Source organism: Lentibacillus salicampi (assembly GCF_004565465.1).
In the GTDB taxonomy this organism is placed as follows: domain Bacteria; phylum Bacillota; class Bacilli; order Bacillales; family Amphibacillaceae; genus Lentibacillus; species Lentibacillus salicampi.
Map to the genome: position 1 here is coordinate 337,231 of NZ_SRHY01000001.1, position 15,861 is coordinate 353,091.

At 43.2% G+C, this 15,861-nt stretch carries 16 protein-coding genes; 15 read left to right on the top strand and 1 reads right to left on the bottom strand.

The window, feature by feature from the left end; all coding sequences use genetic code 11:
* Window positions 1-190: 190 nt before the first annotated feature.
* The 8 genes from rpsP to ylqF all read left to right on the top strand — a co-directional run bounded on the left by rpsP (window position 191) and on the right by ylqF (window position 4,774).
* Entirely contained in the window at window positions 191-457 is a 267-nt protein-coding gene (rpsP, locus tag E4U82_RS01640) for a 30S ribosomal protein S16 (RefSeq protein ID WP_135108284.1), read from the top strand.
* A 21-nt stretch (window positions 458-478) separates the two neighbouring features.
* Window positions 479-706 carry a KH domain-containing protein gene (locus E4U82_RS01645; protein WP_135108285.1) on the top strand — a complete coding sequence of 76 codons (228 nt, stop codon included), beginning with the start codon at window positions 479-481 and terminating at the stop codon, window positions 704-706.
* A gap of 323 nt (window positions 707-1,029) precedes the next feature.
* A complete protein-coding gene (locus E4U82_RS01650; RefSeq protein ID WP_135108286.1) occupies window positions 1,030-1,419 on the top strand; it encodes a YlqD family protein in 390 nt (129 codons plus the stop codon).
* Between the two features lie 11 nt (window positions 1,420-1,430).
* Complete coding sequence (gene rimM, locus E4U82_RS01655) at window positions 1,431-1,943, top strand: ribosome maturation factor RimM (protein ID WP_135108287.1); 513 nt, start codon at window positions 1,431-1,433, stop codon at window positions 1,941-1,943.
* Complete coding sequence (gene trmD, locus E4U82_RS01660) at window positions 1,943-2,665, top strand: tRNA (guanosine(37)-N1)-methyltransferase TrmD (protein WP_135108288.1); 723 nt, start codon at window positions 1,943-1,945, stop codon at window positions 2,663-2,665. Before rimM ends, trmD begins: the two co-directional genes overlap by 1 nt.
* 125 nt (window positions 2,666-2,790) lie before the next feature.
* Window positions 2,791-3,135 carry a 50S ribosomal protein L19 gene (rplS, locus tag E4U82_RS01665; protein WP_135108289.1) on the top strand — a complete coding sequence of 115 codons (345 nt, stop codon included), beginning with the start codon at window positions 2,791-2,793 and terminating at the stop codon, window positions 3,133-3,135.
* Between the two features lie 212 nt (window positions 3,136-3,347).
* Window positions 3,348-3,908 (top strand): signal peptidase I, encoded by a 561-nt coding sequence (gene lepB / locus E4U82_RS01670; RefSeq protein ID WP_135108290.1) that lies wholly within the window; start codon window positions 3,348-3,350, stop codon window positions 3,906-3,908.
* Between the two features lie 11 nt (window positions 3,909-3,919).
* Window positions 3,920-4,774 (top strand): ribosome biogenesis GTPase YlqF, encoded by an 855-nt coding sequence (gene ylqF / locus E4U82_RS01675; protein ID WP_135108291.1) that lies wholly within the window; start codon window positions 3,920-3,922, stop codon window positions 4,772-4,774.
* A gap of 22 nt (window positions 4,775-4,796) precedes the next feature.
* On the opposite strand, the gene E4U82_RS01680 is transcribed toward ylqF, so the two are convergent.
* Window positions 4,797-6,665: a DUF2207 domain-containing protein gene (locus tag E4U82_RS01680; protein WP_135108292.1), complete on the bottom strand. Its 1,869-nt coding sequence runs from the start codon at window positions 6,663-6,665 to the stop codon at window positions 4,797-4,799.
* 187 nt (window positions 6,666-6,852) lie between these two features.
* Here E4U82_RS01680 and E4U82_RS01685 point away from each other — a divergent pair, with 187 nt between their 5' ends.
* From E4U82_RS01685 to topA, 7 genes are all read left to right on the top strand, one after another.
* Entirely contained in the window at window positions 6,853-7,620 is a 768-nt protein-coding gene (locus E4U82_RS01685) for a ribonuclease HII (protein WP_209300521.1), read from the top strand.
* Between the two features lie 14 nt (window positions 7,621-7,634).
* Window positions 7,635-9,110, top strand: a complete 1,476-nt coding sequence (locus E4U82_RS01690; RefSeq protein ID WP_135108294.1) for a hypothetical protein — start codon at window positions 7,635-7,637, stop codon at window positions 9,108-9,110.
* A complete protein-coding gene (locus E4U82_RS01695; protein ID WP_135108295.1) occupies window positions 9,107-9,379 on the top strand; it encodes an EscU/YscU/HrcU family type III secretion system export apparatus switch protein in 273 nt (90 codons plus the stop codon). The genes E4U82_RS01690 and E4U82_RS01695 overlap by 4 nt, the downstream gene beginning before the upstream one ends.
* Before the next feature lie 299 nt (window positions 9,380-9,678).
* Window positions 9,679-10,839 (top strand): ADP-forming succinate--CoA ligase subunit beta, encoded by a 1,161-nt coding sequence (gene sucC / locus E4U82_RS01700; protein WP_135108296.1) that lies wholly within the window; start codon window positions 9,679-9,681, stop codon window positions 10,837-10,839.
* Window positions 10,840-11,343: 504 nt separating this feature from the next.
* Window positions 11,344-12,246: a succinate--CoA ligase subunit alpha gene (gene sucD / locus E4U82_RS01705; RefSeq protein ID WP_135108432.1), complete on the top strand. Its 903-nt coding sequence runs from the start codon at window positions 11,344-11,346 to the stop codon at window positions 12,244-12,246.
* A gap of 75 nt (window positions 12,247-12,321) precedes the next feature.
* A complete protein-coding gene (gene dprA / locus E4U82_RS01710) occupies window positions 12,322-13,209 on the top strand; it encodes a DNA-processing protein DprA (RefSeq protein ID WP_245183493.1) in 888 nt (295 codons plus the stop codon).
* Window positions 13,210-13,313: 104 nt separating this feature from the next.
* Window positions 13,314-15,392, top strand: coding sequence for a type I DNA topoisomerase (gene topA / locus E4U82_RS01715; protein ID WP_135108298.1), 2,079 nt, complete (start codon window positions 13,314-13,316; stop codon window positions 15,390-15,392).
* Window positions 15,393-15,861: the final 469 nt, after the last annotated feature.

Here is a 15,861-nt window from a genome sequence, read left to right on the forward strand (position 1 = left end):
GGCAGAAAGCGACAAAAGAAGCGGAAATATGTTGCTGTATATATCGACTGCGTGGGAACAAATCAACAATGTTCACGTGAAGTGCTGCCGATTTAAATTTATATGTTCTGTAATGCAAAAACACTTTACAGACGTCACTTCATCTGTTAGAATCTAAAACTGTGAAACAAAAGACATTGGAGGTGACATCATGGCGGTTAAAATTCGTATGAAACGTATGGGATCGAAACGTAATCCTTTTTACCGTATTGTGGTAGCTGATTCACGTTCACCAAGAGATGGACGTTTTATCGAGCAAATTGGAACGTATAATCCTGTTGTAAGCCCGATTGAAGTAAAGATAAATGAAGAAAAAGCATTGGATTGGATGACAAAAGGTGCGAAGCCGAGTGATACAGTCCGTAATCTTTTCTCAAAACAAGGCATCATGACAAAATTTCACGAACAGAAAAACTAATCGTAAAGTAGTGTGATAATCATGAAAGCCCTGATTGAAACCATTGTGACACAGTTGGTTGATTATCCTGATGACATCGTTGTGACGGAAACGGAAGAAGATGCAAAAGTCGTCTACCATTTGACCGTCAACCAAAACGATGTCGGTAAGGTAATCGGAAAAAATGGACGAATTGCCAAAGCAATCCGTACTGTCGTTTACGCAGCAAAGTCAGACACAAACAAGCGTATTTATTTGGATATTATGTAAAGGGAGAGGGTAGACCTTTCCCTTTTTTACAAATGAAAGAAGTTGTTCAAATAACCCGATAACAATGACACAGCGAAGAGGACCTTCTGCTAAAACCACCCACGTCAATCGTCAACTGCAGAAGTTATTACGACGCGCGAGAAGCCCGATCTCGAATCTGCGCCGCCTCGAAGTTTGACGCGATTGACATGCTAGTGCGCGTTGGCAATTGACGTCGTGCAGTTAGCCTGCCGGTGCCGGTCCTTGTTATTCTCCTTTGTGAACATGTATTTGAATGGATTCATCTCTATACCGAGACCGTCCGGAGAGAGTGGGGAGCCAATATGCAAATCATTAAAAAGGTCCTGATTAAACAAACTGTCACGGAACAAAGCAAGGAAAAACTACGGAACAGTTTTAATGACCATAAAATGCGGCTTGAACAAGAGTGTCAACAATTAAGGTTCGAACAGCGCAAATTAGAAAATAAACGGAGCATGTCCAAACAGGAACTGTCCCAGCGGTTCCATCAGGAAATTAAGAATCGCAAAGAAAAAATCAAACTGGCTGATTTCAAAATCGAGCAGTTGGATATTCTGGAAACCGGCAGTGAGATTACGGAAAAAGAAGTTGAAGCTCTTGTTGAGGTCAAAGAAGGTACGCATTGGAATAACATTATGGAAGAATCAGCCATTGTCATAAAAGACGGCGTGGTTGTGCGAATTGATGAATAGCAGGTGATGGCATGGGAGACATGTTTAATGTAGGCAAAATCGTCAATACACATGGCGTAAAAGGCGAAGTTAAAGTAAAGCGGATGACGGACTTTGATGACCGGTTTGAAAGCGGCAATACTTTATTCCTGGAAAAGGGAAACGGTGAGCTACCGGCCTTGGAAATTGATGGACACCGGATTCACAAAGGGTTTGATTTAGTTCATTTTGAGGGCTATGACAATATTAATGATGTTGAATACTTTAAAGGTTTTTACTTGAAAATCGGCGAGGATCAGCTAACCGAACTGGAGGAAAACGCGTACTATTATCATGAAATTATCGGTTCCTCTGCTTACCTGACAAGTGGAGAGAAACTTGGGATTATTAAGGAAATATGGTCTCCCGGCGCGAATGATGTGTGGGTTGTTAAACGGGAAAAAGGAAACGACGTATTGGTTCCTTATATTGCGGATGTTGTAACAGAGGTAGACGTTTCCGCTCGAAAAGTAGTGATCGAACCAATGGAAGGACTGCTTGACTGATGCATATCGATGTTTTGACGTTATTTCCCGAAATGATATCCGGCGTTTTTAATACCTCGATGTTAAAAAAGGCACAGGAAAAAGAAAAAATCAGTTATGATCTGGTGAATTTTCGTGATTACTCCGCAAACAAACATATGAAAGTGGATGATTATCCATATGGTGGCGGTGCAGGCATGGTATTGACACCACAGCCAATTTTCGATGCAGTGGAGAGTGTCATTAGCGCGAAACAAACAAAGCCCCGTGTGATCTTAATGTCTCCTCAAGGCGAGCCGTATCATCAGAAAAAGGCGGAGGAACTCTCCAAAGAAGACCACCTCGTATTCATTTGCGGCCACTATGAAGGGTATGACGAGCGAATCAGGGAACATCTCGTAACCGATGAAATATCCATTGGCGACTATGTGCTGACCGGTGGGGAGCTTGGCGCTATGGTTGTGATAGACAGTGTAGTCAGATTATTGCCGGATGTACTCGGAAATGAAGAATCCGCACCGGAAGATTCCTACTCTACAGGGCTCTTGGAACATCCGCACTACACACGTCCCGCTGATTTCCGTGGCATAAAGGTCCCGGATGTGCTGTTATCAGGCGACCATGCCAAAATTGCCGAATGGCGCAGGAGGGAGTCGCTTAAGCGGACTTATGAACGGCGGCAGGATTTGATTGAAGAACAGGACTTATCAGAAGCAGATAAGAGACTATTGGAAAAAAAATAATGTTGAACTCACTGGTTTAGTATGGTATATTTATGATTGTGCTTAAGTACGCTTAGAGCGCAGATAAACGATGTTCCGCTGTCCGTAGCGAGATAAGAACATTGGTTTGGAAGGAGTGAAGCAGGATGCAACATATTATTGAAGAAGTGACAAAAGATCAGCTTCGTACCGATCATCCTGAATTCCGCCCTGGTGACACTGTTAAAGTTCACGTAAAAGTTGTTGAAGGAACCCGTGAACGTATTCAGGTATTTGAAGGTGTTGTCATCAAACGTCAAGGTGGCGGAATCAGTGAAACATTTACAGTAAGAAAGATTTCTTACGGTGTTGGAGTGGAGCGTACATTCCCGCTGCATTCACCACGTGTTGCGAAAATTGAAGTTTCCCGCCGCGGTATTGTTCGTCGCGCGAAACTGTACTATCTTCGTAATCTGCGCGGAAAAGCAGCGCGTATCAAAGAACGTCGCTAATCCGCCAATTGATATTGTTAAGGGAGAGGGGCTTGTTACATTTATGCAAGCCCCTTTTTACTTTTAACGTCACACCGGAACGCATTAAAAGGTGGGCCACGATGATTCAGGGCCTGGGTTTTTCTACTGATACATATCAAAACAACATGATATAATAAAACTGTCAAGAATAGATAAGTTATACATATACTGTTGCAGGCGGTGGGGAACATATGGAGAAGCTGAAAAGTGAATGGTTTGATTGGATCAAAGCTCTGTTAATTGCATTTGGTTTGTTTTTTATCATCAGGACGTTCTTTTTTGCTCCGATTGTTGTAGATGGGCCATCGATGATGCAAACATTGCATGACGGTGATCAAATGATTGTCAATAAATTCATCTATCAAATGCATGAGCCGGAGCGGTTCGATATTGTTGTGTTTCATGCTTCCGATCGAAAAGATTTCATTAAACGGGTTGTTGGTTTACCAAGGGAGCATGTGGCAGTGGAAGACGATGTATTATATATCAACGGTAAAAAAGTGGAAGAGCCATTTTTGCAGGAACGAAAAGACAAAATGCCATCCTACCAGCCTTTAACAGGTGATTTCCAGTTGGAGGGCCTCCCTGGCGGATACGAAACGATCCCGGAAGGTCATGTGCTGGTGTTGGGAGACAATCGGAATAACTCTACAGATAGTCGCATACTGGGATTAATCTCGATGGATCAAATCGTGGGAAAAACTGGTCTGATTTATTGGCCGCTCGATCGAATACAGATTCTGCATGATTAGGATGATTTAAAATGGCGATACAATGGTTTCCGGGACATATGGCAAAAGCAAAGCGTGAAGTGGAAGATAAACTGAAATTGGCTGACTTTGTGATGGAACTCGTTGATGCACGCCTCCCATTGTCATCACAAAACCCAATGCTTCAGGATGTGCTGCAGCAAAAGCCTAAAATGATAGTCATGATGAAAAAAGACCTCGCAGATAATAAAATAACTGCTAATTGGCTGACTTATTTTAAAGAACAGGGGACACCGGTCATTGCTATTGATGTCAATGATAAAGTGGACATTAAACGTGTTATCCAAACCGGTAAAGAACTTGGCCAGGCAAAAATGGACAAATTGAAAGAAAAAGGTGTTAACCCGCGTCCTGCCCGTGCCATGATCATCGGTATCCCAAATGTTGGGAAATCAACTCTGATCAATCGCCTGGCAAATAAAAAAATAGCGCAAATCGGCGATAAACCAGGTGTCACGAAAAAACAACAATGGATTAAAGTGAAAAATGACTTTGAACTGCTTGATACACCAGGAATATTATGGCCTAAATTTGAAGATGAATTGGTCGGCTACCGGCTTGCGGCTATCGGCACTATTAAGGATCAGTTATTGCCGCTGGATGATGTTGTTGCCTTTGTTATTCAGTACATGCAAAAACACTATCCAAAGCAGCTGGAGGAACGTTACGGGGTTGACCACGACATGGAGGATATGTGGAACATATTCGTCTCCATTGGAAAGCAGCGCGGTGCACTGGAAAGCGGCGGAAATGTCAATATTGATAAAGTGGCCGATCTTTTCATTCGTGACCTGAGAACAGGAAAACTTGGTAATGTTACACTAGAGGCACCCCCGGATACAGTGTGATTCCGAGGGTGTCCTTTTACTTTTAAAAAGCTCCGGCTCCACCACCGCCAGTAGCAGACGTGGTTGTGTTACTGCCGGCTTGAATGGCTACACTATAAAGTGCTAAATGACTTACACTAAACGATGTTGTCGCATAAACCGGATTTTGCAGCAGCGGATAATACGTTTCCAGTGTGGAAAATTGTACTTCACTTCCACACCGTATCCCGTAATCTTCTCCGACGCCCAGAACAATGGCAGATTCCAGTCGGCGTTCGATTGTGGCGGAATCGTTTCCAATTGGATAACGTTTATCCTTAAACGAATCAACTGCCTGATGGATGGCGTACTTCAGACGCCTGATCTCCTTATTCCAGTAAAATGCCGGTATCAGCAACAGTACAATGATTGACAACCCATAAAAAACCAAGGTTAGAATGACGGCTGGCATCAACGTGAACCCTACAGCTGTCATTACCAGCATGATAAAATAATGTGCGGACAGCACCCATTTGTTTTTGTTGAATAGAAGTCCAAGCACTGTGATAGCGCCAGCAATGCTTGGTAATACCCATTGCTCCGTCGGGCCGATTGTGTCTATGGTTGTAAAATAGTAGAACAATCCAAACGCGGCTATTAACATCGGGACCGAAAGAAGCGAGAACCCTTTGAATGGTTTTCGTAAATGTTGGTAAGAATCCCTGTTCTTCACTTTATCAGCCCACTTTTCAAAGTTGGCATTAAATTGTTCGGCCTTTTTTTCTTTCACTTCAGTGGATTCATCATTATAATCGATCAATGATTCTAACAGAAAATAGTTTCCGCCTTCATCCGATTCTGTGAACAGCCACTCTCGTAAAAATTGATCGGCATTATCAATTTTAGCCTGTTCATTCACCCAAGTGAAACGATAAGTGCTTTCGTTTTCTTTGATTGGCGATGGGACTTTTTCAAGCTGCACAATTCCTCGCTGTTTCAATGAAAATAAACCGGCAATAAAGCTGTCATCTGGTAAATGCAAATTCCCGTGTAAATATTTGATGAATAGCGGATCGTTTTCTTCAATTAAGCGGCGCAATGAATCCTGATCCTTGTTCCCGCGATATCGATTAGGATGGATAAATGGAATGGAAATCGATGCTGCGACCATCGCAATTAATAAACCCCAGATAACCGGCGTTGCTTCGGACATGTTGGATTCAAGATTTTCAGCACGTGCAGCAAGTTCCTGTTCTGTCGCCAGAATTTCAGATTCTATTGGTTTATCACGGGTAAGTTCCATTTCCGTCAGTTGATTGGAAGGAAATACAAACCGGATGGGTGAACTGCTTCCAGCCTCGATTAGAGAACTTTCATACTGAATCCCATTTTTTGAGGTCGTTAGGTTGCCGCTCTCATCGCCGTGTAAAAAGAAATGCCGATTTTTAGCACCGGTTCCTTCCGGTGGTTGTATCGTGATAGCTACATCATGCAAATCTGTTTCATTCGATTCATCAAAAAATGCATACGTTAAATCTGCAACATCGGTATATTTCTTGACAGACCCTTCGACATTGTAGCTGTAGAGCACATTCTTAGTTTCATTGTCTGAATCCGAAAATATGCTATACGTATTATCCTCTTCTTCAACATCCAATGGATCGAGGTTTTTTGTCGAAACAGTCGGGTCCGCGCCCCCATTTTTCAAAAGAAAGGCATGAAAATTTTCCGAATCTGATTCAATTGACCTGGTCATGCCCTCATATGAGCCATTAAATGTGTAAGTGAATAATTCACGGACATGGATGGAACCATCCTCCTGAATCTGTGCATTGATTGTCACCTCATCTATCGAAAAAGAGCGGTCGTCTGAACAGGCCCCTAAAATAGATATGGTGAATAATAGAATGAGTCCTGCAAATAATTTTTTCATAAATGGTGTTCCTCCTGATTAGCTTCTGGTTATTATACGGTTAGGAGTGAAAAAAGTTTCAAATTATTTAGCACCCCGGACGATTCACTTTTCATTCCGCTCTTGTCAATGTAAACTATTAGATGTTCAGATATATTTAATTTCACGCAAGTTAAGCCGATATCACTATAGAATGCAGGTGAATAATGTGGAACATCAATCGATCGCAGTGTTGAAGCAATTATTTGAAGCCGATAAATTGGATGAAACCTACATAAATGAACTAAAGTCAGACGAGCGAAAGGGTGTGCAGCACCTCATTGAACGATATGAGCGGCAAAAGTTAACTGAAAGAGCATTGGAAGAAAATTTTATCCGCATGAGCCGTCATGAACAAACACGTTATGCTGAAGGTTGCCGGTATATTGCTGGTATAGATGAAGCTGGACGCGGTCCGCTGGCGGGTCCTGTCGTTGCAGCTGCAGTCATTTTGCCCCGGGATTTTCGACTACTTGGGTTAAATGATTCCAAACAATTAACTGAAAAAAGCCGTGACAATTATTTCACAACCATCAAAAACGAGGCTGTGAGCTATGGGATTTCCATTGTAGACAGTCAGAAAATTGATCAGGTTAATATCTATGAAGCTACAAAACTGGCAATGTATGATGCGATCCATCAACTGGCCCCGTTTCCTGACCATGTACTAATTGATGCTGTGCCGCTTGATCAGCTACCCTGTACGTCCGAGGCAATAACCAAAGGCGATCAGGAGAGCGTATCCATTGCAGCGGCGAGCATACTAGCGAAAGTAACCCGGGATCGCCTCATGAAAGACTTGCATCAGAAATACCCGATTTATGGTTTTGCATCGAATATGGGCTATGGGACGAAACACCATACGGACATGCTTAGAGAACATGGGGTTACACCATACCACCGAAAGTCATTTGCACCGGTCCGCAATGCTGAATAGGGGGAGGGTTCTTCATGAATGTTCAATACTTGTCAGGGAAGCGCATCACATCGTCTGGTATTACCAATACACCACATACTTTAAGACCCGGGCAAATCATTCAGGGCAACGTTTTGAAACTGTACCCTAATCAGAAGGCGCAAATCCGGCTCGGTTCGCATAAGATCGTTGCACAGCTGGAAGCGTCTCTGGCAGTCGGTGGGAAGTACCATTTTCAGGTACAGCCGTCAGATGATGTTGTTCATTTGCGGGTGCTCGGATATTCGCTGCAAAATCAGGGTAGCGGGAGTATTATGGAATTGTTGCAACAGCTTGGGTTAAAACCATCGAAAGCCAACGCTGCATTTACCCGGTCACTGATCAAAGATAAGATTCCATTTACAAAAGAACAACTGCAGCAGGCTCTTCAGTTGCTGGACACGAGCAAAAACAGTCCACAAGCACTAGAAGCCATCAAAGGTATGATTTCTGCTGGGCTTCCTGTTACCCACTCAGTCTATCAGGCGCTGACCACTGTCAATTCTACCGGAATGACAGAGCAAATAGAGTCGCTCGTTTTCCAATTAAAACAGAACCCTGACCAAACTAAACTGCAGCAACAACTGGTGCATCGACTAGACCAGCTGATCAAACCATCATCAGCCAGCCAGGCATTAGCCAAACAAATTATGACAGAGGCTTCAACTGACAACCAACAGCTTTTTCGAATGTTAAAAGCTGCCGGTGTTGTCGATGCAGAGGTGGATTTTCCCACGTGGAAAGCTGAATGGGCAATGTTTGCCAGGCAAGGCGGCAACGTCACTGGACAACTGCCGTTTCAGCTGAATCATGCCGAAATGTTAAAAATGGACCATACCCTACTTTTTTCATCACCGAAAGAGCAATTCCTAAGTCAGATCCAGCAAGTGCTGCAATCTACCGGTTTAAATTATGAAAATCAGCTTGCTGCCAATCGATTCCATGAACAGCAGACGACCATTAAATCCCTGCTGCTTCAACTGATGCAGCAAAGCGACTCTGCCGTTCATGAACGCTCGCAGCAGTTCTTGCATTTTCTGAACGGCATGCAAATACAATCGGTCAACGAAACGGCAGGCGGTATCCAGGCAAATCTGCAAATGCCGGGTCAAAAGTTGGGTCTCCCGGATGATGTACAGATGGAATTTTTCGGCCATAAAACGAAAGATGGAACCATCAGCCCTGACTCCTGCCGTGTTTTGTTTCACTTGAATCTGGCACGTTTAAAAGAAACGGTTATTGATATGCATGTACAAAAACGAGCTGTTTCGATAACCGTATACAATGACCATGAGAATCTAACAGAACAGTTGACGGGATTTCAATCAATATTGGATGAAGGACTGGCGTCGCTTCATTATCAGCTATCCATGGTGACGTTTAAACCGATGCATGAAAAAAGTGAGCCTGCTCAGCAAACCGTTAAGACAGATTATCACAAACCTTATCAAGGAGTTGATTACCGGATATGACAGAAAACCGACATAAAGCTGTTGCGATGCGATATGACCAGGATCATGAACAGGCTCCGAGAGTGACGGCAACCGGCAAAGGATTAACCGCAGAAGCCATTATTCAAAAAGCAAAAGAAAATCATGTTCCGGTGCAGGAAGACGAATCACTGGTTGAACTTCTGGGTGAATTAAATATCAATGAAACGATCCCTGAAGAGCTTTATCAGGCGGTCGCTGAAGTGTTTGCTTTCGTATACAGGATCGATCAGCGCTTGGGGGATAGCTAACGAATATCCCTGTTCATATATATAATCGTTCGAAATGGCCGAAAAGGGGCATTGTTTTTATAAATTTCATGCCCCTTTTGGCGACCTGTGAACGATTAGTATAGCAGGCTCTTAACCGTGGGCTTGTGCCCAGCTGCCTCTAGTTAGCTGATCGTTATCATTTTTATTTATTTCTACCGTAGATTTTGGATCGATTTGTATTAAATAGAACAAGTTTTGCCATAAGTCGCTAATTCTTGTGAAATCCGTAGTTTTTTTATACAATGGGGATGCACTGAAAATTGATGGGAGGATGAAAGATGAACATTCATGAGTATCAGGGCAAAGATATTTTGCGCGAATCCGGCGTAAATGTTCCGAATGGGCATGTTGCATATACGATTGATGAAGCCGCCCGCGCTGCTGAAAAGCTGGATAGTGACGTTTTTGTTGTCAAAGCACAAATTCATGCTGGCGGACGGGGCAAGGCCGGGGGTGTCAAAATCGCCAAAAATTTGGATGACGTGCGTACATATGCAGACGAAATTTTAGGCAAAAATCTGGTGACACATCAAACTGGTCCTGAAGGTAAAGAAGTAAAACGTTTGTTGATTGAAGAAGGCTGTGACATTCAAAACGAATATTATGTGGGACTTGTGCTTGACCGTGCGACTTCACGGGTTGTTATGATGGCATCGGAAGAAGGCGGTACAGAAATTGAAGATGTCGCTGCCGAAACACCGGAGAAGATTTTTAAAGAAGTCATCGATCCAGTCGTTGGACTTACCGGTTATCAAGCTCGCAGACTCGCATTTAACATTAATATTCCCGACGAGTTGATCGGCAAAGCAGCGAAATTCATGATTGGTCTTTATAACGTATTTGTTGAAAAAGATTGCTCTATTGCTGAGATCAACCCACTTGTTACAACAGGTGATGGTCAGGTCATGGCACTCGATTCTAAACTTAATTTTGACGATAACGCATTATTCCGTCATAAAGATATTGTTGATTTGCGCGACCTGGAAGAAGAAGACGAGAAAGAAACTGAAGCTTCCAAGTATGATTTAAGCTATGTTTCACTGGACGGCAACATCGGTTGCATGGTTAATGGTGCAGGACTTGCTATGTCGACAATGGATATCATTAAACATTATGGCGGCGACCCAGCGAACTTCCTTGATGTTGGCGGCGGTGCGACTGCTGAAAAGGTGACTGAAGCATTCAAAATCATTTTGTCCGATTCACATGTTAAAGGTATTTTTGTAAACATTTTCGGTGGCATCATGAAATGTGATGTGATTGCTGAAGGTGTTGTGGAAGCGACGAAACAGGTAGGACTGGATATTCCGCTTGTAGTAAGACTGGAAGGTACGAATGTTGATTTAGGCAAGAAAATTCTTGACGAATCAGGATTAAACATCACATCAGCTGGATCCATGGCTGACGGTGCAGAAAAAATCGTTTCCGCAGTTAAATAACTAGGCTTTTTTCGTAAATTTTGTTGCTTCACGTAGTTGAGATAAAATGCGAAGTAACTTCTGGTGGAAGTCAGTGCGTCTTCTACCGCTCCGGAAATACACTGCGCATTCCGCGGGTGTCCCGTGAGCCTCCTCGCTCGTTCCTCGCTGCGGGGTCTCACTTTGGCCACTAGTCCCGCAGGAGTCTCCGTGTATTTCCTCCGCTAGTATTGTGCTTTGTATTCTGTTTGCTTTTATTTGTTGCTTAAGCTCACTTGTGATTGTTGATTGGAGTGGAGGGCAGTCGACTCCTGCGGGAAAAGCAACAGCTAGACCTGAGCAGGAAGCGGTTTTCTTCCGAGGAGGCTGAAGCGTTGCCCGCGGAAAGCGACTGCCCGGAACGGAAATCAACAAAGCACTTACTTCGCATTCTATAGATTTTGTGTCAGAAACAATAACCTTTTAGAAAATAGCTAATAACTATTTTTGAAAGCGGGTAAATTATCAATGAAAGGACGGACGAAAATGGGTGTATATGTTAATAAAGATACAAAAGTAATTGTCCAGGGAATTACCGGCGGAACAGCCAAATTCCATACAAAGCAAATGCTTGAATATGGTACCAAAATCGTTGGTGGTGTCACACCGAAAAAAGGCGGTACAGAAGTGGAAGGGGTACCTGTATTTAACACTGTACAGGATGCTGTTGATGAAACAGGAGCCAATGCATCCGTTGTGTATGTGCCGGCACCAGCTGCAGCAGACGCTATTTTGGAAGCGGTGGATGCCGAATTGGATCTTGTCATCTGTATTACGGAACACATTCCCGTCATGGATATGGTCAAAGTAAAACGGGCAATGGAAGGTAAAAAGACACGGCTTGTAGGTCCCAATTGCCCAGGAGTCATCACGGCAGATGAATGTAAGATTGGTATTCAGCCGGGGTATATTCATAAAAAAGGCCATATCGGTGTTATTTCCCGTTCAGGTACACTGACATATGAGGCGGTACATCAATTATCTGAAGCAGGTTATGGCCAAACAACAGCCGTTGGAATTGGCGGCGACCCTGTAATTGGTACAAGTTTTATTGATGCCCTGTCGGCTTTCAATGAGGATGCGGAAACAGAAGCCGTTGTGATGATCGGTGAAATTGGCGGAACCGATGAAGAGGAAGCAGCTGAATGGGTCAAGGCCAATATGGATAAACCCGTTATTGGTTTCATTGGCGGAGCAACAGCACCTCCGGGAAAACGGATGGGCCATGCTGGTGCTATTATTTCCGGCGGCAAAGGAACAGCTGATGAGAAAATTCGCGTTATGAACGAGTGCGGCATTAAAACAGCTGATACGCCTGCAGAAATCGGCGAAACAATGATCAATGTTTTAAAGGAAAATGGTTTGCAGGAAAAATGTAAAACCCACTAACTTGGTAATTGTCGGGAACCCAAAAATACATGATTTTTGGGTTCCAAATTAATATAAGGGCGTGATAGATTGGAAATGGTTCGAAAGCGTTTAATCCACATTAGCCGTTGCCGCGGTGTTACCCGGAGGACAATCAGAAGGTTTGCTCATCATGACCGCACATTGGAAACGATCTATCGTCTCACTGCTTCCGAAATCAGTCAGTTTTTTTCCCTGCCTTTGAAAAAAGCCTCTTTATTTCATACGGATCTCCGCAACACAGCATTAAAATCCCAAATTCAACACGACCTTAAATCAGTGAAGGTCATAACAGTAGTTGACGATATCTATCCGTTTGTGTTAAAAACTATTAAAGATGCGCCACTGGTATTATATGCGATTGGTGATATTCACTTACTGGCACAAAATCCAATACTAAGTGTGATCGGTACAAGAAGACCATCACGTGAAGCCATGCTGAAAATGAAAAAATACGTGCTGCCCTTCGTACAACAAAACTGGGTCATTGTCAGTGGTATGGCTGCGGGAATTGACAGTTATGCTCACCAGCTCGCAGTTCAAAATAACGGGAAAACGATTGCTGTCATGGGCAGCGGTTTCAATCATATTTATCCAAAACATCATACAAACCTTTTCAAACAGATTGCAGCAACAGGGTTACTACTATCCGAATACCCCCCGGACGTCCCACCCGAACGATTTCACTTTCCCGAACGCAATCGGATTATCAGTGGATTAAGTTTTGGTACATTTGTTATTGAAGCGACTGAAAAAAGCGGTACACTTATTACGGTTGATCAAGCACTGGATCAGGGGAGAGAAGTGTATGCACTTCCGGGATCACCGTTAACGCCGCATACAGCAGGCTGTCACAAAATGATACAGGATGGTGCAAAGCTGGTGCAGCGGCCGGATGATATTTTGGAAGACTGGGTCCGAATCGAACCAAATTGGGTCATATGAACCGAACAAATTTCATAACATGTTTGACAAACACAGTGTAACTATTTAATATTAGTGGAGATTTTTGAATTCAATTTATGGATGCAAATCTGGGAGGAAACGATATGTCTGATTACCTCGTGATCGTTGAATCGCCGGCAAAAGCGAAGACGATCGAACGTTACTTGGGGAAAAAATATAAAGTAAAAGCATCGATGGGTCATGTCCGTGACTTGCCGAAAAGCCAAACGGGTGTCGATCCGGAAAACGCGTTCAAGCCAAAATATATTACGATTCGCGGTAAAGGCGATGTATTGAAAGAGTTAAAGTCAGCTGCCAAAAAGGCAAAAAAAGTATATCTCGCAGCCGACCCTGACAGAGAAGGTGAAGCTATTGCCTGGCACTTGGCGTACGCACTGAATATCGATGAAAACTCCGAATGCCGGGTTGTTTTCAATGAAATCACGAAAGACGCGATCAAAGAATCCTTCAAACATCCGCGGTCGATCGATCATGATTTGGTGGACGCTCAGCAGGCTCGGCGAATACTTGATCGCTTAGTCGGGTACAACATAAGCCCGTTACTATGGAAAAAAATCAAAAAAGGGCTGAGTGCCGGAAGAGTACAATCGGTGGCCTTAAAATTGATCAGTGACCGCGAAAAAGAAATTGAGAATTTCAAACCGGAAGAATACTGGTCCATTGATGCTCATTTTCAAAAAGATGATGATATTTTTGAAGGTGCATTTTATGGCGTCGACGGCAAAAAACAGGAGCTGAAATCCGAAGCGGATGTAAATAAAATCACTGAAAAGCTGGAAGGGAAAAGATTTTCAGTTGATAAAGTGAATAAACGTGAACGTAAACGGAATCCGGCAAAACCATTTACAACGTCATCATTACAGCAGGAAGCGGCCCGTAAGATTAATTTTCGAGCCAAAAAAACTATGATGGTTGCTCAGCAATTATACGAAGGAATCGATTTGGGTAAAAAAGCAGGCGGGACCACCGGGCTCATAACGTATATGCGTACTGATTCCACAAGAATTTCTGAGACTGCCAAACAGGAAGCCGGCAGTTATATTGAAGAACAATACGGCCAAAATTATAAGGGTTACGCCAAGAAAGCTAAAAAGCAAGAAGGTGCACAGGATGCACACGAAGCCATAAGACCTACTTCAGTCACGCGTGATCCCAAATCATTGAAAGCGGTTTTATCACGGGATCAATTTCGCCTTTATAAACTTATCTGGGAACGGTTTCTGGCAAGTCAAATGGCACCGGCTGTCATGGATACGATGACCGTCCATTTGTTGAACAATGGTGTTGAGTTCCGTGCTTCCGGGTCCAAAGTAAAATTTAAAGGGTTCATGAAAGTCTATGTAGAAGGAACGGACGACAAGAAAAAAGATGAAAACAAATTTCTGCCTGATTTGCGTGAAGGTATGGTTGTGGATGCGAATGACATCACACCAAACCAGCATTTCACCCAGCCACCGCCGAGATATACGGAAGCGAGACTGGTCCGGACAATGGAAGAGCAGGGGATTGGACGGCCTTCAACATACGCCCCCACGCTCGATACAATTCAGCGCAGAGGTTATGTACAGCTTGACAGCAAACGATTTGTACCGACCGAACTGGGTGAAATTGTGATTGATGTCATGAAAGAATTCTTCCCGAAAATCATTGATATTGGTTTCACGGCTAAGATGGAAGAAGATCTGGATGCCATTGAGGAAGGCAAAACAGAGTGGATCAATGTTCTGGATGACTTTTACGGAGGGTTCAAAAAGCGTTTGGAAATAGCTGAGCAGGAAATGGAAAAAGTCGAAATTCGTGATGAGCCTGCCGGTATTACGTGTGAAAACTGCGGACATGAAATGGTTTATAAAATGGGGAGATACGGTAAATTCCTGGCATGTTCCAATTTTCCGGAGTGCCGCAATACTAAACCGATTCTAAAGAAAATTGGTGTCACGTGCCCAAAATGTAAAGAAGGCAATGTCGTTGAACGGAAGTCGAAAAAGAACCGGAAATTTTATGGGTGTGACCGTTATCCTGAGTGTGATTTTGTTTCCTGGGATAAACCTGTTTCAAGACCATGTCCGAAGTGCGGATCATTACTGGTGGAGAAAAAGACAAAAAAAGAAACTCGCGTCCAATGCACCAATTGTGATTATAAGGAAACTGCACAAAATTGACTGCCTGCAAATGACAGGCAGTTTTCTTGTTGTCCAGGAAATTATATTTTTAAAAGCGCTGTGGATAACTGGTAACCTAGTCAGTCACGTCCAGCTCCAGCGCCTGCCCCCTTGAGGTCTTAAGCCATCATTTACGTGGCAAAACCCGCCACTACAAATTCCTGCTTAAGCTTTTCGGGGAGGGTGAACAAGGCATCCCGCCGCGCTTTTCTTTATGTTCTGTCAGAAATATTAAAGAACACGTTTACCCGTCGATAGTTGGGGTAATGGTATCAGAAAGGATTTTTTGTGATGAAACTTTCACATTTTGTTCATGAAAATGGCAGTTTTTTGATAATTCAATTCTTAGCTGTTGACTATTTAAAACGAAACAGATATAATTGCGCATTGGTAAGGTAATTTTACTTGACAGTTATGGTGATGCGTATTCGTAAAGATTGGTTGATTTGAAAGACTTATTTTTTCGAAA

Excerpts from the sequence above, each read along its gene's own strand:
- rpsP (WP_135108284.1), top strand. The coding sequence starts at position 191 with ATGGCGGTTAAAATTCGTATGAAACGTATGGGATCGAAACGTAATCCT.
- E4U82_RS01645 (WP_135108285.1), top strand. The coding sequence starts at position 479 with ATGAAAGCCCTGATTGAAACCATTGTGACACAGTTGGTTGATTATCCT.
- E4U82_RS01650 (WP_135108286.1), top strand. The coding sequence starts at position 1,030 with ATGCAAATCATTAAAAAGGTCCTGATTAAACAAACTGTCACGGAACAA.
- rimM (WP_135108287.1), top strand. The coding sequence starts at position 1,431 with ATGGGAGACATGTTTAATGTAGGCAAAATCGTCAATACACATGGCGTA.
- trmD (WP_135108288.1), top strand. The coding sequence starts at position 1,943 with ATGCATATCGATGTTTTGACGTTATTTCCCGAAATGATATCCGGCGTT.
- rplS (WP_135108289.1), top strand. The coding sequence starts at position 2,791 with ATGCAACATATTATTGAAGAAGTGACAAAAGATCAGCTTCGTACCGAT.
- lepB (WP_135108290.1), top strand. The coding sequence starts at position 3,348 with ATGGAGAAGCTGAAAAGTGAATGGTTTGATTGGATCAAAGCTCTGTTA.
- ylqF (WP_135108291.1), top strand. The coding sequence starts at position 3,920 with ATGGCGATACAATGGTTTCCGGGACATATGGCAAAAGCAAAGCGTGAA.
- E4U82_RS01680 (WP_135108292.1), bottom strand. The coding sequence starts at position 6,665 with ATGAAAAAATTATTTGCAGGACTCATTCTATTATTCACCATATCTATT.
- E4U82_RS01690 (WP_135108294.1), top strand. The coding sequence starts at position 7,635 with ATGAATGTTCAATACTTGTCAGGGAAGCGCATCACATCGTCTGGTATT.
- E4U82_RS01695 (WP_135108295.1), top strand. The coding sequence starts at position 9,107 with ATGACAGAAAACCGACATAAAGCTGTTGCGATGCGATATGACCAGGAT.
- sucC (WP_135108296.1), top strand. The coding sequence starts at position 9,679 with ATGAACATTCATGAGTATCAGGGCAAAGATATTTTGCGCGAATCCGGC.
- sucD (WP_135108432.1), top strand. The coding sequence starts at position 11,344 with ATGGGTGTATATGTTAATAAAGATACAAAAGTAATTGTCCAGGGAATT.
- dprA (WP_245183493.1), top strand. The coding sequence starts at position 12,322 with ATGGTTCGAAAGCGTTTAATCCACATTAGCCGTTGCCGCGGTGTTACC.
- topA (WP_135108298.1), top strand. The coding sequence starts at position 13,314 with ATGTCTGATTACCTCGTGATCGTTGAATCGCCGGCAAAAGCGAAGACG.